This window comes from Arthrobacter sp. ZBG10, from assembly GCF_001238605.1.
Classification (GTDB): Bacteria; Actinomycetota; Actinomycetes; order Actinomycetales; family Micrococcaceae; genus Arthrobacter.
The window spans coordinates 18316-39996 of record NZ_LFQH01000046.1; the positions used below are offsets into that span (position 1 = coordinate 18316).

At 67.5% G+C, this 21681-nt stretch carries 14 protein-coding genes; 9 read left to right on the forward strand and 5 right to left on the reverse strand.

The features are described from left to right. The first annotated feature begins 276 nt into the window (after positions 1-276). Positions 277-1569 carry an RNA polymerase sigma factor gene (locus tag ACU18_RS11650; RefSeq protein ID WP_050685726.1) on the forward strand — a complete coding sequence of 431 codons (1293 nt, stop codon included), beginning with the start codon at positions 277-279 and terminating at the stop codon, positions 1567-1569. Between the two features lie 237 nt (positions 1570-1806). On the opposite strand, the gene ACU18_RS11655 is transcribed toward ACU18_RS11650, so the two are convergent. Further along, positions 1807-2028, reverse strand: coding sequence for a DUF7455 domain-containing protein (locus ACU18_RS11655; protein ID WP_050685727.1), 222 nt, complete (start codon positions 2026-2028; stop codon positions 1807-1809). 255 nt (positions 2029-2283) lie between these two features. On the opposite strand from ACU18_RS11655, the gene ACU18_RS11660 reads away from it, so the two are divergent. Further along, positions 2284-4392, forward strand: coding sequence for a DNA gyrase/topoisomerase IV subunit B (locus tag ACU18_RS11660; RefSeq protein ID WP_050685728.1), 2109 nt, complete (start codon positions 2284-2286; stop codon positions 4390-4392). A 78-nt stretch (positions 4393-4470) separates the two neighbouring features. On the opposite strand, the gene ACU18_RS11665 is transcribed toward ACU18_RS11660, so the two are convergent. Together ACU18_RS11665 and ACU18_RS11670 are read right to left on the reverse strand one after the other, a co-directional pair. Further along, positions 4471-5454, reverse strand: coding sequence for a M56 family metallopeptidase (locus ACU18_RS11665; RefSeq protein ID WP_050685729.1), 984 nt, complete (start codon positions 5452-5454; stop codon positions 4471-4473). Positions 5455-5460: 6 nt separating this feature from the next. Beyond that, the gene (locus ACU18_RS11670; protein WP_050685730.1) at positions 5461-5844 is read right to left on the reverse strand and encodes a BlaI/MecI/CopY family transcriptional regulator; all 384 of its coding nucleotides are present in this window, start codon (positions 5842-5844) and stop codon (positions 5461-5463) included. Between the two features lie 259 nt (positions 5845-6103). Here ACU18_RS11670 and ACU18_RS11675 point away from each other — a divergent pair, with 259 nt between their 5' ends. From ACU18_RS11675 to cydD, 3 genes are read left to right on the forward strand one after another with little or no spacing between them, the layout of a single operon-like run. Then, a complete protein-coding gene (locus tag ACU18_RS11675; RefSeq protein WP_050685731.1) occupies positions 6104-7705 on the forward strand; it encodes a cytochrome ubiquinol oxidase subunit I in 1602 nt (533 codons plus the stop codon). 16 nt (positions 7706-7721) lie between these two features. After that, a complete protein-coding gene (cydB, locus tag ACU18_RS11680; protein WP_050685732.1) occupies positions 7722-8771 on the forward strand; it encodes a cytochrome d ubiquinol oxidase subunit II in 1050 nt (349 codons plus the stop codon). Position 8772: 1 nt separating this feature from the next. Further along, positions 8773-12411, forward strand: coding sequence for a thiol reductant ABC exporter subunit CydD (cydD, locus tag ACU18_RS11685; RefSeq protein ID WP_050685733.1), 3639 nt, complete (start codon positions 8773-8775; stop codon positions 12409-12411). Here the strand turns inward: cydD and ACU18_RS11690 are convergent. Continuing rightward, positions 12408-12926, reverse strand: a complete 519-nt coding sequence (locus ACU18_RS11690) for a DinB family protein (RefSeq protein ID WP_050685734.1) — start codon at positions 12924-12926, stop codon at positions 12408-12410. The two genes, cydD and ACU18_RS11690, sit on opposite strands and share 4 nt — an antisense overlap. A 222-nt stretch (positions 12927-13148) precedes the next feature. Between ACU18_RS11690 and ACU18_RS11695 the strand changes: the two genes are divergently transcribed. Then, positions 13149-13958, forward strand: a complete 810-nt coding sequence (locus ACU18_RS11695; protein WP_050685735.1) for an acetyltransferase — start codon at positions 13149-13151, stop codon at positions 13956-13958. A 59-nt stretch (positions 13959-14017) separates the two neighbouring features. Here the strand turns inward: ACU18_RS11695 and ACU18_RS11700 are convergent, their stop codons facing one another. After that, positions 14018-16552, reverse strand: coding sequence for a DNA gyrase/topoisomerase IV subunit A (locus ACU18_RS11700; protein ID WP_050685736.1), 2535 nt, complete (start codon positions 16550-16552; stop codon positions 14018-14020). 73 nt (positions 16553-16625) lie between these two features. Between ACU18_RS11700 and ACU18_RS11705 the strand changes: the two genes are divergently transcribed. From ACU18_RS11705 to ACU18_RS11715, 3 genes are read left to right on the forward strand one after another with little or no spacing between them, the layout of a single operon-like run. Continuing rightward, positions 16626-19310 carry a bifunctional acetate--CoA ligase family protein/GNAT family N-acetyltransferase gene (locus tag ACU18_RS11705; protein ID WP_050685737.1) on the forward strand — a complete coding sequence of 895 codons (2685 nt, stop codon included), beginning with the start codon at positions 16626-16628 and terminating at the stop codon, positions 19308-19310. A gap of 41 nt (positions 19311-19351) precedes the next feature. Continuing rightward, on the forward strand, positions 19352-20095 hold the full coding sequence (locus ACU18_RS11710; protein ID WP_050685738.1) for a DUF5998 family protein: 744 nt from the start codon (positions 19352-19354) through the stop codon (positions 20093-20095). A 1-nt stretch (position 20096) separates the two neighbouring features. Next, a complete protein-coding gene (locus tag ACU18_RS11715) occupies positions 20097-21320 on the forward strand; it encodes an alkaline phosphatase family protein (protein ID WP_050685739.1) in 1224 nt (407 codons plus the stop codon). Positions 21321-21681: the final 361 nt, after the last annotated feature.

The following is a 21681-nucleotide window of genomic DNA, read 5'->3' on the forward strand; positions in this document are numbered from 1 at the left end:
GTCCAGCAGGCAGTCACGGGTGGCATCGCGGGAGAGGAGTGTCGGCAGGTAGGTCCGATCCGGCGAAACCGTGAGACAATGGACGCCGAGACCCGGTTGGGTCCGTGTGTCAAGAGCTTGTGTTGGGCCCTTCGGGGAACAATCCAGCCACTCCGGCAGTTGAGTTAACAGACTCTGCCGGCCGTGGTGGCGCTTGATTTCCATCACGGACTTGACAGGGTCATAGTGGTGTTGCCCGTATGGCGATTCCACAGACCACCGCTAGAAAGGTTTTCTGTGACCCCGTCTTCCACGAAGAAGGACCCCGCCGCCCAGGACGAACTGTCCGCTGAGGAGAAGCAGGCGGCTACCAACGCCAAGCGGGCAGCCACTCGTGCGGCCAACAAGGCTGCCGCCGGCGAAGCCGGTCCTGACGGCAAGCGCGAGCCCAAGAAGCGCGGCCCGAAGCCCGGAGCCAAGGCCGCTGCCGGAAAAGCTGCAGATGACGACGCCGATGACGCCGACGACGCTGACCAGGATCCGGACGATTCCGCACTGGAAGGTGCCGACGCAGCCGAGGACGACACTGCCAAGGCCGCCGCACCCACGGGCAAGGGATTTGTCTACTCGGACGCCGACGACGACGACGCACCTGTCCAGCAGGTTATGTCCGCCGGCGCCACGGCCGACCCCGTCAAGGACTACCTGAAGCAGATCGGTAAGGTGGCGCTGCTCAACGCGGAGCAGGAAGTTGACCTTGCCCTCCGCATCGAGGCAGGCCTGTTCGCCGAAGAGAAGATCAACGCTGACGACGGCGCCATGGACCCGAAGTTCAAGCGTGAGCTCGACTTCATCATCCACGACGGCAAGCGCGCCAAAAACCACCTCCTGGAGGCAAACCTCCGCCTGGTGGTCTCCCTGGCCAAGCGTTACACCGGCCGCGGCATGCTCTTCCTTGACCTCATCCAGGAAGGCAACCTGGGCCTGATCCGTGCGGTGGAGAAGTTCGACTACACCAAGGGCTTCAAGTTCTCCACGTACGCCACCTGGTGGATCCGCCAGGCGATCACCCGCGCCATGGCCGACCAGGCCCGCACCATCCGTATCCCGGTGCACATGGTGGAAGTCATCAACAAGCTGGCCCGTGTCCAGCGCCAGATGCTGCAGGACCTGGGCCGCGAGCCCACGCCCGAGGAACTGGCCCTGGAACTGGACATGACGCCGGAAAAGGTCGTCGAAGTCCAGAAGTACGGCCGCGAGCCCATTTCGCTGCATACGCCCCTGGGCGAGGACGGCGATTCGGAGTTCGGTGACCTGATCGAAGACTCCGAAGCAGTTGTTCCCGCTGACGCGGTGAGCTTCACGCTTCTCCAGGAGCAGCTGCACTCGGTCCTGGATACGCTTTCCGAGCGCGAAGCCGGCGTGGTGGCCATGCGGTTCGGCCTCACCGACGGACAGCCGAAGACTTTAGACGAAATCGGCAAGGTCTACGGCGTCACGCGTGAGCGTATCCGGCAGATCGAATCAAAGACCATGTCCAAGCTCCGCCACCCGTCACGGTCGCAGGTGCTCCGGGACTACCTGGACTAGGCAGCAAAAACAGCGGGGCCGTCCCCCGGTCGGTCAGCCAACGGCTGCCGGCCAGGGGACGGCCCCGCTGTTTTGTTGGTGCAGGGTTCCGCGGAAACAAGGCGGGACGCCAGGGCAGCGGGACGCCAAGGGCGCTGGGACGTGAAAGGGCGTGGACGTTGAAGCAACTGGACGTTAAAGCACTGTGGCCCCTCAGGTGAGGGGTCACAGTGTTGGCTTGCTGGGTTGGAGAGCGACTTAGTCGACTTCCACCACTGCCTTCTGGTGGAGCCTGGACGTCTCGTCATGCCAGTCGGAGCTGAGCGGCTTGAGCGTTGCTTCGACCGCGCGGGCATGGTGGCCGCAGAAGAGCAGCTCACCGCCGGAGGTTTCAAGAACAACCCGGACATATGCCTGTGCTCCGCAACGATCGCACCGGTCCAGTGCATTGAGTGTGCGGTCTGCCACTGCTGTTGTCATGTCGGCCTCCTTAGTAGTTCAGTACGTCTATATAACCAGTATTCGTAACAAAACCATCGCAAGGATGGGGCAAGTTCGCTGTCCGCGTATCCACAAGGTTCCCTCAAGACCTCCGTGCGGCAACCCCGCGACAGGCCCGTGGCAGGGCGCACAGGCGGCGTCCAGTGTGGCAGCCGACCGTCCCGGCCGGGCCCGGCTAGGCTGGAGGAAGCGATCCCCGCGCCGGCCTTTTCTCCCCGAAGGAGCTCATTTCCCGTGGCACCCAGTTCTGATTACACCGCCCGGCACCTGTCTGTGCTGGAAGGCCTGGAGGCCGTCCGCAAGCGCCCCGGCATGTACATCGGTTCGACGGACTCACGCGGCCTTATGCACTGCCTTTGGGAGATCATCGACAACTCAGTAGACGAGGCCCTCGCCGGGTTCGGCCACGACATCAGGATCATCCTGCACGCCGATAACTCCGTGGAAATCCACGACGACGGCCGCGGCATCCCCGTGGACAAGGAACCGAAGACGGGCCTCACCGGCGTCGAGGTCGTTTTCACCAAACTGCACGCGGGCGGCAAATTCGGCGGCGGATCCTACACGGCGTCCGGCGGCCTGCACGGTGTGGGCGCTTCGGTGGTTAACGCGCTGTCCTCACGCCTGGACGTGGAAGTGGACCGGGGCGGGAAGACCTACAAAATGTCGTTCCGCCGCGGCGAGCCCGGACGCTTCAAAGACACGGGATCGCGGATCGACCCCGAGGCAACCTTCGGCCCGTTTGTGGATGGCTCCGTCCTGGACGTGGTGGGCAAGGCCAAGCGCGGCGTCACCGGAACCAGGATCCGTTACTGGGCGGACCGGCAGATCTTTACTCCGGACGCCAAGTTCTCCTACGACGAACTGGCAGCCCGGGCCCGGCAGACCTCATTCCTGGTACCCGGCCTCAAACTCACGGTGCGTGACGAGCGCAAAGTCCCAGGCACGCCCGGCGAGTCCGGACCTCACGAGGAGGTATTCCACCACGACGGTGGCATCTCGGAGTTTGTGGATTTCCTGGCCGCCGACCCCGCGGTGACTGACGTGTGGCGGCTGCACGGCTCCGGCAAGTTCAAGGAAACCGTTCCGGTCCTGGACGAGCGCGGCCACAGCCAGCTCGCCGAAGTGGAACGCGACTGCGAAGTGGACGTGGCCCTCCGCTGGGGGATCGGCTACGACAGCACGGTGCGCAGCTTCGTCAACATCATTTCCACGCCCAAGGGCGGAACCCACCAGTCCGGTTTCGAGCAGGCGCTGGTTAAGACCTTCCGCAAAGCGGTGGAAACCAACGCCCGAAAGCTCAAGGCGGGCAACGACAAGATCGAAAAGGACGACATCTTCGCCGGCCTCACGGCTGTCCTCACCGTCAGGCTGGCCGAGCCGCAGTTCGAAGGCCAGACCAAGGAAATCCTGGGCACCTCTGCTGTCCGCGCCATCGTGGCCCGCGTGGTGGAACGGGAGATCGCCGCGAAACTGACCTCAGCCAACCGCAACGACAAAGCCCAGTCGGCGCTGCTGCTGGAGAAGATCGTCAGCGAAATGAAGTCGCGGATTTCCGCGCGCGTGCACAAGGAAACCCAGCGGCGCAAGAACGCCCTGGAAACTTCCTCGATGCCCACCAAGCTTGCCGACTGCAGGACGGACGACGTCGAACGTTCCGAACTGTTCATTGTGGAAGGCGACTCGGCCCTGGGCACCGCCAAACTGGCGAGGTCCTCCGACTTCCAGGCGCTGCTGCCCATCCGCGGCAAAATCCTGAACGTCCAGAAGGCTTCCGTGGGCGACATGCTCTCCAACGCCGAGTGCGCAGCCCTGATCCAAGTGGTGGGCGCCGGGTCCGGCCGCAGCTTCGACATCACAGCTGCCCGCTACGGCAAAGTCATCCTGATGACCGATGCCGACGTGGACGGCGCGCACATCCGCACGCTCCTGCTCACCCTGTTCTTCCGGTACATGCGCCCCATGATCCTGGAGGGCCGGGTCTTCGCCGCCGTCCCGCCGCTGCACCGGGTCGAGGTCATCAACGCCGGGCAGAAAGCCAACGAGATGATCTACACCTACTCCGAGGCGGAACTGCACGTCCTGTTGGCCAGGCTGGCCAAGGAAGGCAAGCGCTACAAGGAGCCCATCCAGCGGTACAAGGGCCTGGGGGAGATGGATGCCGAGCAGTTGGCGGAGACCACCATGGACCCGCGGCACCGGACCCTCCGCAAGGTGAGGATCGAGAACGCCCAGCAGGCCGAGGAGATCTTCGACCTGCTGATGGGCTCGGACGTGTCGCCACGCAAGGACTTCATCATCGCCGGTGCGGCCAGCCTGGACCGGGAACGCATCGACGCCTGAAGCGCTTCGAAGCGCGGCAGGAGCGTCTCCCGCCGTCCAATCGAGGCCGTCCAGTCGAGGCCGTACTCTCGACGCCGGTCAGCCCAGCAGGCCGGGCACCACCAGTAGCGCCGTGGGCAAGGCGAGCAGCAAAACGCAGCCGGCCAGCACCACGGCGCGGACAGGGCCGGGCAGCTGCGGCTGCGGTGACAGCAGGCGGCTGACCCGGGACGCGGTGGTGCGGGCGGAGTCCGAGCCGCCCGCCGGATCAGCCCCGCCAAGCGCCAGTCCCGGGTTGCCCGGCTGCACGTCGGAGGCGCCGGGCGCCTTGGCTGACCCGCTGGCCACGATGGCGATGGCCTTGATCAGCGTGGCCTTGCTTTCGGATCTCAGGGCCACGTCGTCGGCCAGCATCTCGATCAGCGAGTTCACTGCCTCCTGGGCCAGCCGGGTGGTGGGAAGCCACGGCAGTGCTTGGCGCCAGGCCGCGAAAGCCCACAGCAGGAGGTGGTGCCGCTGGCTGAGGTGCGCGTTCTCGTGGCTGAGTACGGCGCGGAGCTCTGCCGGTTCCAGGGCTGCCATCAGGCCGTCGGAGAGGACGGTCACGGAGCGCGCCCCACCGGGCAGGCAGTAGGCCACCGGTGAGTCGTGGCTGATGACCAGGGTTGCGGCGTCCTGCCCGGACGGTGAGGCCAGCAGGGCCAGCAGTTCCCGGTGCCGCCGCCGCTGGCGCTGGATCCGGTAGTACGTCAGGAGCAGGGTAAAGACCAGGTGGGCGCTGAGCAGGGCAGCCGCGGAAAGCGCGAAGATATGCCAGAAGCCCAAGGCTGTGGTGGGGGCGTTGTAGAGGACCATCCCGGCCAGCGCCCGGATGCCCGCAATCAGGTTCTCGCCGATGGGCTCGAGCCCGTACACCAGCATGGCACCGATCATCGAAAGGCCACCTGCCAGTGCGATCGCCTGCCACAGGAGCATGGCCGTGAACGGCGAACGCGCAGGCCAGTGCGCCCGCGACAGCAGGATGGGCACGGGCCAGGCCAGCACCAGCGCCAGGACAGCCAGCAGGTACGAGGCCCAGAACATGGTCTGTTAGAGGTGGCCGAGCAGTTTGCGCAGCGTTTCGGCTTCGCCTTCGGTGACGGAACCGATGAAACGGGCCAGGACTGCCTCTCGGTCCGGGGCCGAGCCGAGGACTTCGTGCATCAGTTCGGCGGTGTGGTCCGCACGGCTGGATACGGCCTGGTAGCGGTGCGGGCGGGTGCCGCGTTCGCGTTCCACCAGGCCCTTTTTCTCCAGCCGGGACAGAACGGTCAACACCGTGGTCACGGCGAGTTCCTTGGCCTCGTGGCCGGGTCCCACCTGCGCGGCGGACATACGTGCCAGCCGGTCCCGGAGGGTATTGGCAGTGGCTGCTTCCTGGCCCGCCCAGAGCAGGTCCATCACTGCCCGTTCAAGTTCACCAAGACTTGCCATCGCTCTTTATTCCTTTAGTTTCCCCGCACCGTCCGCTTTGTGCAGGCGGTGACTGTGCTGCTGAATTTGTTGCTGCTCCAAATTTACCCCGAATCGCCAGTATTTTCTACGTGGAGTAGAACATGTGGCGCGCCGCGGGGTGGCGGGCCATCCTTAGGGGGACGGATCGTTTTACAGCACCTCCGGCATTGTTCTACACTCTGTAGAAGTAAGAGTTCTACGAGACGTAGAAAACTCGCTCCTGACCTTAGGGACTGCCTTGGACGCCTTGGAAATCGCACGCTGGCAATTTGGTATCACCACCGTCTACCACTTCATGATGGTGCCGCTGACCATCGGCCTGGGCCTGGTGGTGGCCGTCATCCAGACCGCCTGGCACCGGACCGGAAAGCCCGAGTACCTCCGGATGACTAAGTTCTGGGGAAAGCTCTTCCTGATCAACTTCATCATGGGCGTGGCCACCGGCATCGTCCAGGAATTTCAGTTCGGGATGGCCTGGAGCGAATACAGCCGCTTTGTGGGGGATGTCTTCGGCGCCCCGCTGGCCCTCGAAGCCCTCCTCGCCTTCTTCGTCGAATCAACGTTCCTGGGCCTCTGGATCTTCGGCTGGAAGCAGCTTAAGCCGGCAGTGCACCTCGCCTGCCTGTGGATTGCTGTGGTGGGCTCGGTGTTCTCCGCCTACTTCATCATTGTGGCCAACAGCTGGATGCAGCACCCCGTGGGCGTGGAAATGGTGGATGGCCGGCCGGTGATGACCGATGCCTGGGCCGTGTTCACCAACAACACCGCCATGGTTGCCGTACCCCACACCATTTTTGGTGCCCTGGCCGTGGCCGGCGGCTTCCTGCTGGGGATCGCCTGGTACCACCTGTGGCGCCGGCGCCGCGACGGCATCGACACCATCGGGGCTGACGGCAAAGTCATTCCCGGCGAAGCTCCCAGCATTCCGGGCCGGGACCGTGCCGACCACGCCGTGTGGATCCGCAGCCTGCGCATCGGTGCGGTGGTGGCCATGATCTCGTTCGCCGGCACCGCGATCACGGGCGACCTGCAGGGCAAGCTGATGTTCGAACAGCAGCCCATGAAGATGGCAGCCGCTGAGGCCGCCTGCCACGACGGCACCGGGTTCTCGGTCCTGAGCATCGGTAACCTTGGCGCCCAGAACTGCGAGGACATCGTGGCCGTCATCGAGGTCCCCGGCATCCTGTCCTTCCTGGCCAAGGGCGACTTCACCACCGAGGTCAAGGGCGTCAACACCCTGCTCCCGGAATACCAGGCCAAGTACGGCACCAACCTTCCGGACAACCCCATCTACGGCGAGCGCGCCGGCCAGGAAATCGACTACCTTCCCGTCATGGAGGTCACCTACTGGGGCTTCCGGATGATGATCGGCTTCGGCAGCCTGGCCGCCATGGCAGCGTTTGCCGCCCTCTGGATCACCCGCAAGGGCACCGTTCCCGAATCAAAATGGCTGATGCGGCTTGCCGTCTTCGGCATCCTCGCCCCGTTCGGCGCCAACGCCGCCGGCTGGATCTTCACCGAAATGGGCCGCCAGCCATTCGTCGTGGCACCCAACCCGGACCCCAACGGCATCGACCAGGTGTTTATGTTCACCGCCGCCGCCGTCTCACCAGGGGTGTCCGCCGGGGAACTGCTGGCATCCCTGATCGCCCTGAGCGCCGTCTACGCCGTCCTCCTGGTGGTGGAAGTGAAGCTGCTGGTGAAGTACGTCCGCGGCGGTGTGGTCTCCGCGATGCCGGAACTGGGCCACACGCCGTCGGACGACGACGCGGACGGCACCTCCGGCGCCGGCGGCCCGGGCAACAAACCCGACCACGACGTCCTGGCCTTCGCCTACTAGGAACGGGAAAGAACACATGGAACTGCTCCCCACCATCTGGTTCATCGCCATCGCCGTCCTCTGGACCGGCTACCTCTTCCTCGAAGGCTTCGACCTCGGGGTTGGCATGCTGATGAAGCTGTTCGCCCGCAACAACACCGAACGCCGTGTACTCCTGAACACCGTTGGCCCCGTCTGGGACGGCAACGAGGTGTGGCTGCTGACCGCCGCCGGTGCCACGTTCGCGGCGTTCCCGCTCTGGTACGCCTCGCTGTTCTCCGCCCTGTACCTTCCCCTCCTCGTGGTGCTGCTGGCGCTCATCTTCCGGGCCGTGGCCTTCGAATACCGGGGCAAGGTGGACACGGACTCCTGGCGGTGGCGCTGGGACTGGGCCATCGCGCTGGGCTCGTTCTTCGCCGCCTTCGGAGTGGGGGCAGCCCTGGCACTGACCACCACGGGGCTCCCGCTGAATGCCAACGGCGACCGGGTGGGCGGGCCGATGGCCTGGTTCAGCGGCTACGCCATTCTGGGCGGCCTGGCCGTAGTGGGGTTCGCCCTGCTGCACGCCCTTGCCTTCCTTGCCCTGAAGACCGACGGCGACATCCGGCACCGCGCGCGGCAGTGGTTCGTCCGGCTGCTCCCGGTCCTGCTGCTGCCCATCGCCGCCTGGGCCGTGAGCGTCCAGGTCCTGGACGGCAAGGCCTGGACCTGGGCCGCCGTGCTGCTGGCAGTTGCCGCCGCCTGCGCCGCCTGGCTGTTTGCCCGGCGCGGTGCCGAAGGCAAGGCGTTCGCTGCCATGGGCCTGTTCCTGGTCCTGGGCACCACGTCCATTTTCGGCGCGGTGTTCCCCGTGGTGCTGCCGTCCACCCTGGACAGCGCCTTCGACCTGACCATTTCCAACGCGTCCTCCTCGGACTACACCCTGGGCCTGATGAGCATCGTGGCAGCCGTTGGCCTGCCGCTGGTGATCGCCTACCAGGCGTGGACCTACTGGGTGTTCCGGCGTCGGGTGAGTGCCGACCACATCCCTGCAGCCCATAGCTTCCTGCCGGCAATCGCCGCCCGTGCCTTCACCACCAAGGGCTGAGATGCGGCCCAGTTTCCCGTCGGGTCCCGCCACCCGCAGCGCCATTTACGTCCTGGGGGTCCTTGCTGCCCTGAAAGCCCTCGCACTGGTCCTCATGGGCCAGGCGGTGGCATCCATGCTTGCCGGCCTGACGATTGGAAACCCGGACTGGGCCAGCCAGCTGCTGCCCGGCCTGGCCGGGGTGGTCCTCCGCTCCCTGACAGTCTGGGCACAGGCGGTGGCTGCCCGACGGGCCGCACTGGGCATCAAGGAGGAACTCCGGGCCGGGCTCCTGGCGCATGCACTCCGCAACGGTACGCGCAGCAGCGGACCGGCGGACGGCGGCCTCGCCGTCCTGGCCACCCGGGGCCTGGACGCCCTGGACAGCTACTACACGCAGTTCCTGCCGGCCCTGGTGAACTGCGCCGCCCTTCCGCTGCTGCTGGGTGCCCGCATCCTCTTCGCGGACTGGGTCAGCGCCGTGGTGATTGTCCTGACTGTGCCGCTGGTGCCGCTCTTTATGGTCCTGATTGGCCGGTACACCGAGGAGAACGTCCGGGAGGCGCAGTCGTCCCTGACGCGGCTGTCCGCACACATGCTGGAACTGGCCAAGGGGCTGCCGGTACTGGTGGGGCTGGGCCGCGCCACAGCCCAGCGCCAGGCCCTCGAGGACATTTCGGAGGAGTACCGTTTCAAAACCATGGGGACCTTGCGCACCGCGTTCCTGTCGGCGCTGGCCCTGGAACTGATCGCCACCATTTCGGTGGCCGTGGTGGCAGTCTTTATTGGCGTCCGGCTGGTCCACGGTGGAATGCCGCTGGAAGCAGGCCTCCTGGCCCTGATCCTGGCCCCGGACTGCTACCTTCCCCTGCGGGAACTGGGCACCGCCCACCACGCCAGTGACGACGGCCGCGTGGCACTGGCGGAAACAACCAAAGTCATGGACGCCCCCGAGCCCGCGCCGCTGGCCCCGGCGCCCGCCGATCGGCCCGGCGCAACGCTCAGCAGCGACGCGGCCACGGCCAACGCGCTGGCCGGTGACGCGCTAACCGTTAACGCACTGACCGGTGAGGCACTGACCGTTGAAGCGCTGGCCGTCACGTACAGCGGCCGGAACCGGCCCGCGGTGGGGCCCATAACATTCGCTGTCCCGCAAGGCCGGATTACGGCCCTGGACGGCGCCAGCGGTAGCGGCAAGAGCACTGTGCTCGGTGTCCTGGCAGGAACGGTGGGAGCCGGCGGCGGAACCACCATCACCGGAAGCCTCACCGGACTGGACCGCAGTGCGGTGGCCTGGGTGCCGCAGCACCCCGTGATGGTGGCAGAGACCGTCCTCGACGAGGTGCTGCTCTACCTCGGGGCCGACGCCCAGGCGGGCCCAGATCAGGCAGGGCCCGACCAGGCCCACCAGGCGCAGACCGGCCGGGAAACGGCGCCCATGGTCCGGATAGCCCGGGACTGCCTGGACCGGGCCGCCGCAGGCCACCTGGCCGATAAGCACCCGGCCGAGCTGAGCCCGGGCGAACTCCGCCGGGTGGCCCTGGCCCGCGGGCTGGCCCGCATCGAGGCCGGCGCCACCTTGCTCCTCCTGGACGAACCCACCGCACACCTCGACGAAACCTCTGCCCTTGCGGTCGAGGACGCCATCGCCGGGCTCCGCGGCCGCGTCACAGTGATCCTGGTTGCCCACGAAGAACGCACCAGGGCGCTCGCGGACCAGCTGGTGCCGGTCGGGCCCAGGGGAGTTACCAGCGCGGCCGGCGCAGGCGTGACTGCTGCGGGCATGATTGCTGCCGGCAGGGCGGGCGGCGCGGCAGTAGGACTGCCCGCTGCCCGGAACCACACCGCCACCGCCCTGCCTGCCGCGGCACAGTCCGGGACATCTGCTGCAGGGTCCACGGCCGATTCACCTAATGCTCCACTGGCGTCGTCAGCCACACACGATCCAGAATCGCAGGGCGCGTCCCGGCTCCTGGCAGGCCTGCTCCGCCCCGTGCAGGGCAAATCCGCCGCCGCAGCAGTGGTGGGCACCCTGGCGGCCGTCTTCGCCGTGGCCCTCTCCGGTCTGTCCGGCTGGCTGATCATCCGGGCCAGCGAACAGCCCCCCATCCTTTATCTGCTCACGGCCATCGTGGGTGTGCGGTTCTTTGGGATCGGCCGGGCGGTGCTCAGGTACTGGGAGCGGCTGCTGCTGCACGACGCCGTCTTTGCCGCACTCACCCGCCTGCGCGGCCGGCTCTGGGAATCACTGAGCCGCCGTGCCCTGTCCCTGCGGCGCCTGCTGCAGGGCGGGAACGTCCTGGGCACGGTGATTGACGACGTCGACACCATCCGGGACCTCCTGCCCCGCGTGGTCCTGCCTCCAGTCACAGCAGTTGCGGTGTGCGTGCTGGCGCTGGTTACCACCGGCCTGACGGTTCCTGCCGCGCTGCCGGCGGTTGCGGCGGTGGCTGTGGTCGGCCTGGTGCTGGCGCCAGCGGTCGCGCTGTGGGGTGACCGGAAATCCGCCACCACCGAGCAACTCCTGCGCTCCGGGGTACTGCGCCGTATTTCGGCGGCATTGGATGCCCGGGCGGAACTGCACGCCAATGGCGTGGCACCCCGCGTCCTGGCCGCGCTGCGCGGGCAGGACAGGGATGCCACAGCGGCCGCCCAGCGCTCGGCCTGGGCGGAGGGCCTGGGCCACGCCATCACCACGGCCGGCTGCTGCGCCGCCGCGCTGGCCACCGCGTGGCTGGCGGCGCCGGCGGTCCTGGCGGGAAGCCTCGCGCCGGAAGTTGCCGCCGTCGTGATCCTGCTCCTGCTGGCGCTGGTGGAACCGTATGCGGCCATGACGACGGCGGTCCGCCAGTACCCGGCCCTGCGTTCCGTGCTGCGGCGCGTGGGGGAGTCCGGTGCGCTGGCTGCCGGGGCGCCGGGCAGTGCCCCCGACGATGCGGACGGCCTCCTCAGAGTCCCTGCCCGCGAGGGTGGTGTCCCCGGAGTGGAGCTGGCCAACCTGGCAGCAGCCTGGCCCGGCGGCGCCCCGGTTTTTGCCGGCGTCACCGCCACCGCAGATCCCGGCCGCTGGCTGGCCGTGACAGGACCGTCGGGCTCGGGGAAGTCCACCCTGCTGTCCGTCCTGCTCGGCTTCCTGCCCGCAGCGGCAGGCAATGTCCGGGTCACCGGCCGGGTGGCCTGGTGCCCGCAGGAGGCCCACCTGTTCGACTCCACCATCCGCGGCAACCTGCTCCTGGGCCGCACCGGCCCGCAGGCTCCGGAACAACGGGACCGGGCCGTCGACCAGGACCTGGAGGCCGTGATCCACTCGGTTGGCCTCGCCCGGCTCCTGGAACGGCTTCCTGCCGGGCTGGACACCCGGATCGGGCCCGGGGGAGCCTTCCTCAGCGGTGGCGAACGCCAGCGGCTGGCCGTGGCCAGGACGCTGATGACCGGGGCTGAGGTCATCCTGCTGGACGAACCCACCGCGCACCTGGACGCCGAATCGGGCGCTGCCATGCTGGCAGACCTCCGGGCGGGACTGGCCGGGCGCACGGTGGTGCTGGTGACGCACGACCCCGCCGACATTTCCCCGGACGATGCCCGGCTGGAGCTATCCCGGCAGCGTGACGAGGCGGCGCTGGTGCCGGCAGGCGCTGGGCGGATTAAGCCGCTGGGCTAGCCGTCCACGTCGTGAAGGTGGTGGACCACGTCGTGCAGGAAGTACTGCGACAGGGTCAGCACCGTGAACTTGGAGCCGTTGCTGCGGGTGCCGGTGCGGTCCCAGTCGGATTCGCGGACAGCAGCGAAGGCATCCGCCACCTGCCGGCCTTCAGCGGTGAGTTCGGCGCTGACCACTGCGGGATCAGCGTTGGCGTAGTCGCTGTCGATGGCGCTCTGGTCCTGGTCCCAATTCGCGAACAGGGGGTCATCAGAGCCCATCATCAGGCCAAGCCGCTGCTCAAAGACGGAGAAGACGTCGCGCACGTGGCAGGCGTACTCCAGGGCGGACCAGGTCGTTTCGTTGGGACGTTCTGTGGCGTCGGGACGGCGCAGCACCGCCCGCCAGCGGGGCAGCATGCTTTCGATGCTGCCGGGGACGGTGGCGGGGGTGGTGGATGCGAAATCGAAGGTGCACTCGGGACACGGCCGGGACAGGACCCAGGTCCAGTCCTTTTCATCAGGAACGATAGGCATGGGAGCAGTCTAAGCGGAGAGTCGCCCTGCTGCCGCCCGTGTCCACCAACGCGTCACGGAACGCCCGGAACCGGTCCGGGCACGGCGGGGACAGCCCGGGTAGGCTGGGGTTTTCGGCTGGCTGGGCGGTATAACAGCGCTGGCTGCCGGGACGCAGATCCGGGGGATGATGGGAATGTACATGGGAAGCTGGCTGCTGGTGTCCGGCCGGAGGCTGCAGTGATGGCCGCGTCGCACGCTTCAACCGCCGCGGCCTTCCTGGCGGCCTATGATTCGCAATTGCGCACGGACGCGGAAGTGGCCGGCGCCCTGTCCGTCACGCCGCTCGGGCCTCTCTGCCTGGCAACGTTCGACGGCGGCCGCGGGTTCGTCACGTACGCGGACCTGGGTGGGGCAGGGGCAGCCCGCATTGCCGATTGGGTGGACCTGGCCTTGGCCCATTTCCGGGCGGACCCCCGCGTGGACGCGGTGGAATGGAAGACCCGAGCCCACGACGCCGCACCCGGCCTGCACAGCGCCCTGCTGGAGCAGGGGTTTGTGCCGGACGACCCCGAATCCATCATGATTGGTGCGGCCACAGACCTGGTGGCCGACGTCACCCTGCCTCCCGGCGTCCAGCTGCGCAGGATCACGGCGCCGGCAGACGTCCGGGCTGTCAGCGCCATGCAGGACATCGCCTTCGGCGGTGAAGTCTCCGCCGTGCGGGCAGAGGACCTGCTGCGCAGGCTGGAATGCCGCGACGGGACGGAACTGTGGGCTGCCGAACACCAGGGCAGCTTTGTCAGCGCCGGCCGGCTGGAACCCGTGGCGGGAACCGACTTCGCCGGGATCTGGGGCGGAGCCACCCTGGCCGCCTGGCGGGGCCGGGGCATTTACCGGGCGCTCACGGCGGAACGGGCCCGGTCCGCGCTGCGGCTGGGCAAGACCTTGATCCACAGCGATTCAACCGGGTACTCACGCCCCATCCTGGAACGCTACGGGCTGCTCAAGGTCTCCACCATCACGCCCTACAACTGGACGCGCGAAGCCTGAGCCGGCTGGGCAGTGGCCACCGGGCCGCCGGGCTCCCGGGGCCCAACAGCCGCAGCACATCAGCTGTCCGCTCCGGCTTTCGCTTCATCGCCTGGAGCTTCCCAGGCCATGGCAGGTCCGATCGCGTCCACGGCCTGGGACAGCGGGATGCCGGAGCCGTCCCGCCGGCCATGTTCCTGCGGCAGCGACCTGGCCACGCCGGCCAGGGACGACGCCTTGGCCGGACCATGGCCCGCCCACGCCATCAGCATGGTGTCCTCACCCTTCAGGAACCGGTGTGCCCGCACACCCGCGGTGGCGCGGCCCTTCGCCGGGTATTCGGCAAACGCCGTGACCTTGGCGCTGCCCGGCGCTGTGCCGGGCAGCGCGCCGGTGGTGCCCGCGATCGTCACCACCACGGCAGCCGCATCGCCGGGCTGTACCGCACCGAAGAACAGCACCTTGTCGCCGGCGGCCAGTTTGATGCCCGCCATGCCGCCGGCGGTGCGGCCCTGCGGCCGGACCACGGCTGAGGCGAACCGCAGCAACTGGGCCTGCTGCGTCAGGAAGACCAGGTCGACGTCGTCCGTTCCGGCAGGCGCCACGCCCACCACGGTGTCCTTGTCCTTGAGCGCGATGATTTCCCAGTCCTCCCGGTTCAGCGGGTAGTCCGGCTGGACGCGCTTGACCACACCCTGGACCGTGCCGATGGCCAGCACCTCGTCCAGGGGCGCGAAAGCCACCAGCGCCTCACCCTTCAGGAGCGTGATGAAGTCCTTGGCGGGCACACCGCCGGCCAGGTTGGGCAGGCCGGACATCGGCGGCAGCACCGGCATGTCCATCACCTGGAGGCGCAGCATGCGGCCCTGGGAGGTGATGGCGGCGATTTCGCCGCGGGCCGAGGTCTTCACCACGGAGGCGAACACGTCGTGCTTGGCGCGGGGACCGGCCTCGGCCAGGGGTTCCTGGTTGCTGGTCCGGGCGATCTGGCCGGACGCGGTGAGGATGGCCCAGCAGGGATCGTCCGCGATTTCGAGGGCCAAGGGAGCGGCCTTGCCCTTGCCGGCGACGGCGGCCAGTTCCTTGGCGACGGTGGGGGACACGGCCTCGGATTCGAGCAGCACCGTGCGGCGGGGCGTTCCGTGCTGCTCGGCGATCTCTGCCAGCTCATCGGAAACCAGGGTCCGGAGCCGCTCCTCGGAGGCGAGGATGGCTTCGAGTTCGGCGATTTCGCGGCGCAGCTCGTCCTGTTCCTTTTCCAGCTCGATGCGGGAGTACTTGGTGAGCTGGCGCAGGCGCAGTTCCAGGATGTAGTTGGCCTGGATCTCGGAAAGGTCGTAGATGGACATCAGCCGGGTCCGGGCAGCCGCGGCCTCGTCCGAGGAGCGGATGATCTGGATGACCTCGTCAATGTCCACGATGGCGATGAGGAGGCCCTCCACCAGGTGGAGGCGGTCCTTCTTTTTGCCCAGCCGGAACACCGTCCGGCGGCGCACCACGTCGATCCTGTGGTTCACGTACACAGTCAGCAGGGGGACCAGGCCCAGCGTCTGCGGCTGGCCGTCCACCAGGGTGACGTTGTTGATGCCGAAGGAATCCTCCATCGGCGAGTAGCGGTACAGCTGCTGCAGGACGGCGCTGGGGTTGAAGCCGTTCTTCAGCTCGATGACCAGGCGCAGGCCGTGCTTGCGGTCCGTCAGGTCAACGATGTCGCTGATGCCCGTCAGCTTCTTGGCGTTGACGGCGTCCTTGATCTTTTCGATGACTTTTTCCGGGCCCACCATGTACGGCAGCTCCGTGACCACCAGGCCGGTGCGGCGGGCGGAGAGCTGCTCCACTTCCACTTTGGCCCGGGTCTTGAAGGAGCCGCGGCCGGTGGCGTAGGCGTCGCGGATGCCGTCCAGGCCCACGATCCGGCCGCCGCTGGGCAGGTCCGGGCCGGGAACAAACCGCATGATCTCATCAAGCGTGGCCTCAGGGTTCGCGATCAGGTGCCGGGCTGCCGCGATGACCTCCACCAGGTTGTGCGGGGCCATGTTGGTGGCCATGCCCACGGCAATGCCGGTGGCCCCGTTGACCAGGAGGTTGGGGAACGCTGCCGGGAGCACTTCCGGCTGGGTGAGCTGGTTGTCGTAGTTGGGGACAAAGTCCACCACGTCTTCGTCGAGGTGGTTGGTGAGGGTCAGGGCCGCCGCAGCGAGCCTCGCCTCGGTGTACCGCGGAGCTGCCGGGCCGTCGTCGAGCGAGCCGAAGTTGCCGTGCCCGTCAATCAGCGGCAGCCGGAGCGAGAAGTCCTGCGCCATCCGGACCATGGCGTCGTAGATGGCAGTGTCGCCGTGCGGGTGCAGCTTGCCCATCACCTCGCCCACCACGCGGGCGCTCTTGACGTGGCCGCGGTCCGGGCGCAGGCCCATGTCGCTCATCATGTAGAGGATGCGCCGCTGCACCGGCTTGAGCCCGTCCCGGGCATCCGGGAGGGCCCGCGAGTAGATCACCGAGTAGGCGTACTCGAGGAACGATCCCTCCATTTCGGAGGTGACATCGATGTCAACGATGTTTTCCGTATAGGGGGAGTTGTCCTCCACTGCAGGGGTGGAACTTTGGCGGCGGGCCATGGGGTTGGTGCATCCTTTGGGGTTACTTGCGGCAATCGGGTGTGCTGCGGAAGATTTTGGCTAGGCTAAGCCTATGGTGGATCAGCCCGGGGACGGCGAATATCCGGAACATTGGGAAGCCGATGTCGTCCTGCGGGACGGCGGGACGGCGCACCTGCGACCCATCCACCCGTCCGACGCCGACGCCGTCCAGACCTTCCACACCGGCCAGTCCCGCGACTCAATTTACATGCGGTTCTTCGCGTTCAAGGCCAGGCTGTCCAGCAAGGAACTCAAACGCTTCACCGAAGTGGATTACCGGGACCGGGTGGCTTTTGTCATCACCATCAGCAACGAAATCGTCGGGATCGGCCGCTACGACCGGCTGGATGATCCTTCCGATGCGGAGGTGGCGTTCAATATCTCCGATGCGCACCAGGGGCGGGGAATCGGTTCCATCCTGCTCGAACACCTGGCGGCTGCGGCCAACGAGAACGGGATCAGGCGCTTCAGCGCGGAAGTCCTGCCGGAGAACCGGAAGATGCTGATGGTGTTCTCCGACGCCGGGTACGACGTCAAACGGCATTTTGACGACGGCGTCGTCAGCCTCGGGTTCGACATCGACCCCACGGAGCGGTCCCGGGGCGTTATGGAGGCACGCGAGCACCGCGCTGAGGCCAGGAGCGTGCAGGACCTGCTGACGCCGTCGTCCATTGCCGTGATCGGTGCCAGCCGCAAATGGGGGACGGTGGGCTACCAGCTCCTCGAGCACATCGTTGAAGGCGGGTTTGCGGGGCCGGTCTACGCCATCAACCCGGAAGCCCTGGAACTGGCGGGCATGCTGTCCTTCGGGAAGCTGTCCGAAATCCCCGAACCGGTGCAGCTGGCGGTGATCGCCGTCCCGTACGAGGAAGTGCCGGCGGTGGTTGCCGAATGCGCCGCGGCCGGAGTGAAGGGCCTGGTGGTCGCGTCGGCAGGATTCGCGGACGACGGCGAACGCGGCCTCCGGCGGCAACGGAACCTGGTGCGCCAGGCACGGGCCAGCGGCATGCGGGTGATCGGTCCGGCGTCGCTGGGCATTGTGAACACGCACCCCACGGTCTCGTTGAACGCCTCCATGGCCCCGGCCCTGGCGCTCCGCGGCGGCCTGGGACTGTTCAGCCAGTCCGCGGCGATCGGCGTCGGCCTCTACGCCGCGTCCAGCCGGCGCCGGCTGGGCCTGTCCACCTTCCTTTCCGCCGGGAACAGGGCGGACGTCTCCGGTAACGACATGATGCAGTACTGGGAGGACGACGCCGACACCTCCGCCGTGGGCCTGTACCTGGAGTCGATCGGCAACCCGCGCAAATTCTCGCGCATCGCCCGGCGGCTGGCGCGCAATAAACCCGTCATCGTGGCCAAGTCGGACGCCATGGGGCTCAGGCTGCCGCCCGGGCACACCGTCCGCACCACCCAGGCGCCCGCCGGTGCGCTCGATGCCATGCTCCGGCAGTCCGGGGTGATCCGGGTGGAGACCATCGAGGAACTTGTGGACGTGGCGCAGGTGGTGTCAGGGCAGCCGATGCCCGCCGGTCCGGGACTGGCCATCTTCAGCAACTCCATGGCGCTGGGCAAGGTGGTTGCAGACAGTGCCGAAGCCCACGGGCTGGACGTGGCCGCGCTGGTAACGGACGTGGACCTCGACGCAGGCCAGTCGGTTGCGCTGCCCGCGCTCCGGGCTGCGTTGTTGGCTGCTCTCGCTTCCGACGGGGTCCACGGCGTTGTTGCCGCGCTCCTGCCTGCCCGCGGGCTGACGGTGGACGCCATCGCCGGGGTCCTGGGTGAGTGCTCAGCCGAAGCCGGTAAACCCGTGGTGGCTGCCTTCACCGGAATCCTGGACGCCTCCGTCCAGGTGGAGGGCATGGTGGGGGCTGACGGGCTGGCCGTCCCGTGTTTCTCCAATCCAGGCGCCGCTGTGGCCGCGCTCGCGGCCGTGGCCCGGTATTCGGAGTGGGTGTCCAAGGACCACGGGCACTTTGTTGAACCCGAGGGCTGCGATCCCCGCCGGGCAGCCGCTGAACTGGAGGTCCTGCTCCGGGATGTTCCGGGGGAGCAGCTCAAGACGCTGGACCCTGCCGCAGCTGCATCGCTGCTGGGGCATTACGGGATCACGGTCCTGCCGTCCTTCGGTTTTGATTCGGCGGCCGAAGCCATCGAAGCGGCAGATGCCCTCGGCTGGCCGGTGGCACTGAAAACCACCGAACCCTCGCTGCGCCAACGGCTTGACCTGGGCGGGGTGCGGCTGGGGATTGAGGACGCGGAGTCGCTGCGGCAAAACCTGGTGCAGATGCGCAGGGCTCTTTCCGCCTATGGCGATCCTGCCCTGGAAGTCCAGAGCATGGCGCCGGTGGGCCAGGCCTGCACCTTCCGGGCCATTGAGGACCCGCTGTTGGGGCCGGTTATTTCCTTTGGGCTGGCCGGCGACGCGGTGAACCTGCTCGACGACTGGGCGCATCGGGTCCCGCCGCTTTCCGCGGCGGACGTAACAGAGTTCATCCGCGCGCCGAGGGCTGCCCGGAAGCTGTTCGGTTACCAGGGACTGCCGGCGGTGGACGTTGCGGCTTTGGAGGATCTGGCGGCCCGGCTGGCCTGGCTGAAGGACAACCATCCCGGCATTGCCCTGGTGGAGTTCAACCCGGTGCTGTGCGGAACTGCGGGGGCCACCATCCTGGCTGCCGACGTCCGGATCGGCAACGCCGCACGCCGCACGGACAGCGCCCGGCGGGCCATGCTGGGCTGAGGCGGTTAGCAAGTGACCGGCCGATCTGTGAAAATGGACCAATGAGCTTCCAGCCTCCCGCTTCGGCGCCTGAAACGCCCGGCAACGAAAACCAGGCAGTCCGCCATCACAGCTCACACAGCCACGGTCCAGAGGGCCAAAGCCTCGAAGCAGCCCTCCAGAAGGCCGGCTTCTACCCGCTGCTGGTGGCCGACGTGGTGGATGATGCCCTGGACGGGCGGGACTGCGTGGCGCACCTGGTGCACCTCGAGACGCACTTCGACCGGGCCGAGGTCCGGCGCCACATCACCGTCTTGGTCCTGACGGCCGACATGCTGGTCATCACCCACGTGGACGACCAGCAGCTTGACGAGGCCGGTGAGCAGATCGTGGCCCAGATTTCCACCGAATCCGTTCCCGTGGCCCAGATCCGCTCCGTGGTCCTCAGCTACATGTACGCGCAGCCGCAGGATTACAAGCCCTCGGACCCGGTCCGGGAACTGACCCTCTCCATCGCCTGGTCCGGCGGCCAGCGTTTGGACATGGGTCCCGCCAGCTGCGGGGATCCGCAATGCGAGGCCGACCACGGCTACACCGGCACCATTGCCCAGGAGGACATTGTGCTCCGGATCAGCGCGGAAGCGGACGGCCTGCAGGCTGTCCAGGACGCCAAACTCTTTGCCCGTGCCCTGCGGGCCGTGAACACCGGTTCCACGGCGCCGGTGGCACACATCCAGTCACTGCCGCCCCGGCCCCGCGCCGGCGTCTTCGGAAACCGCCTGAGCCGCGGGCACCAGCAGCGCTGAGATGCCGGATACCCAAACCGGCGTCATTCCGGCTGCCGGAAACCCGAACGTTCCCCCGGCGCCCGCCTACGGCAGCCGTTCCCTCGCCGAGGTCCTGACCAGCGCCGCGGCGAGTATCGGCGTCGGCGGCTTTACGAATACGCTGAACCTGCCTGCCGCGTCCCGCGTCTGCGTGGTCCTGGCGGACGGGCTGGGCCGCAACCTGCTCAAGCAGAGGGCCGCGCACACCCCGTTCCTGCGTTCCGTCATGCAGGCGGGGCAGGGCAACGTTCCGGTCTGGCTCGACTCCACTTTTCCGTCCACGACGGCGGCCGCGCTGGCCAGTTTCGGCACCGGCCTGCCGCCGGGGCAGCATGGCATGGTGGGCTATGACGTGCTCGACCCGGACCAGGACAAGGTGGTCAACCTCCTGGGTAACTGGGATCCCGGTGTGGACCCGAACGCCTGGCAGCCGTTCCCCACGGTCCTGGAACGGGCTGCCGCTTCAGTAAACGTCACCACCGTCAGCCTGCCGCAGTTTTCCGATTCCCCGATGACCAGGGCTGCCCTTCGCGGCGGACGCTTCGTCTCGGCCACCACGCCGCATGCGCGTACCTCGGCGGCCGCTGAGGCCATGGCAGTGCCGGGCCCGTCGCTGATGTACTACTACCTGAACGAACTCGACAAGGCGGGGCACCGGCACGGCTGCCAGTCGGCGCAGTGGGAGCACCAGCTCGAGGAGCTGGATGCGACCATAAAGCGGCTCAACGCGTCGCTGCCGGCGGGGACCACCATCCTGCTGACCGCTGACCACGGCATGCTGGATGTTCCCGAAAGCCAGCGGCTCGACTTTTCCGCCGAGCCCGGCCTGGTTGAGGGCGTCCGGCACACGGCGGGGGAGCCGCGGATGGTGCACCTGTACCTGGATGGGGCGGCTTCGGACTATATGGCTGTCCGTGAACGTCTATTGGCGGCATGGCGGGCGCGCTTCGGCGACCGGATCTGGGCCTTCACGCGCGAGGAAGCACTTGCAGCCGGGCTGTTCGGGGCCACCCGGCCCGCCGTCGAAGGCCGGATCGGGGACGTGATGATCGCTGCCCGGGACGCCCTGGCTCTGTACGACCTGCGGCGGGTCCGGCCCGCCGCCATGGAAGTGGTGGGCCAGCACGGGTCCTTGACCAAGGCCGAGCGGGAGGTCCCGCTGCTTTGTTTCACTGCCGCCGGGAAGGGCAGCCGGCGGGGCTGAGCCGGATTTGTCCTCCGGCTGCTCCTGAGGCTGATGTTGGCGCTGGTGACAGGCTTGATTCGCGGGCCGTTCCTGCCTCCGGCCAAATTGTCGTACCCCCTGCATATGCTGGTTTTATGGACGGCGACGAAGCTCCAGGCACGGACGGCAGGGACTCTGTTCCGGCTGCTCCCGGGGTTCTTTCTGGGGATGTTTTCGTGGCCGGATCGATTGTCGTACCCCCTTCCTATGCTGGGGTTATGGACGGCAACGAAGCTCCAGAGACTGACAGCAGGAACCCGGTTCCGGGTGCCGCTGTTTCCGGTTCTGGTGGGGTGGGTGCTTCTGACGCGGTGGGCGTGGTGATCGATGCGGCGTTGAG

Bases quoted from the DNA above. Each gene is read 5' to 3' on its own strand.
- ACU18_RS11655 (WP_050685727.1), bottom strand. From the start codon at position 2,028: ATGACAACAGCAGTGGCAGACCGCACACTCAATGCACTGGACCGGTGC.
- ACU18_RS11665 (WP_050685729.1), bottom strand. From the start codon at position 5,454: ATGTTCTGGGCCTCGTACCTGCTGGCTGTCCTGGCGCTGGTGCTGGCC.
- ACU18_RS11670 (WP_050685730.1), bottom strand. From the start codon at position 5,844: ATGGCAAGTCTTGGTGAACTTGAACGGGCAGTGATGGACCTGCTCTGG.
- cydB (WP_050685732.1), top strand. From the start codon at position 7,722: ATGGAACTGCTCCCCACCATCTGGTTCATCGCCATCGCCGTCCTCTGG.
- cydD (WP_050685733.1), top strand. From the start codon at position 8,773: ATGCGGCCCAGTTTCCCGTCGGGTCCCGCCACCCGCAGCGCCATTTAC.
- ACU18_RS11690 (WP_050685734.1), bottom strand. From the start codon at position 12,926: ATGCCTATCGTTCCTGATGAAAAGGACTGGACCTGGGTCCTGTCCCGG.
- ACU18_RS11695 (WP_050685735.1), top strand. From the start codon at position 13,149: ATGGCCGCGTCGCACGCTTCAACCGCCGCGGCCTTCCTGGCGGCCTAT.
- ACU18_RS11700 (WP_050685736.1), bottom strand. From the start codon at position 16,552: ATGGCCCGCCGCCAAAGTTCCACCCCTGCAGTGGAGGACAACTCCCCC.
- ACU18_RS11705 (WP_050685737.1), top strand. From the start codon at position 16,626: ATGGTGGATCAGCCCGGGGACGGCGAATATCCGGAACATTGGGAAGCC.
- ACU18_RS11710 (WP_050685738.1), top strand. From the start codon at position 19,352: ATGAGCTTCCAGCCTCCCGCTTCGGCGCCTGAAACGCCCGGCAACGAA.
- ACU18_RS11715 (WP_050685739.1), top strand. From the start codon at position 20,097: ATGCCGGATACCCAAACCGGCGTCATTCCGGCTGCCGGAAACCCGAAC.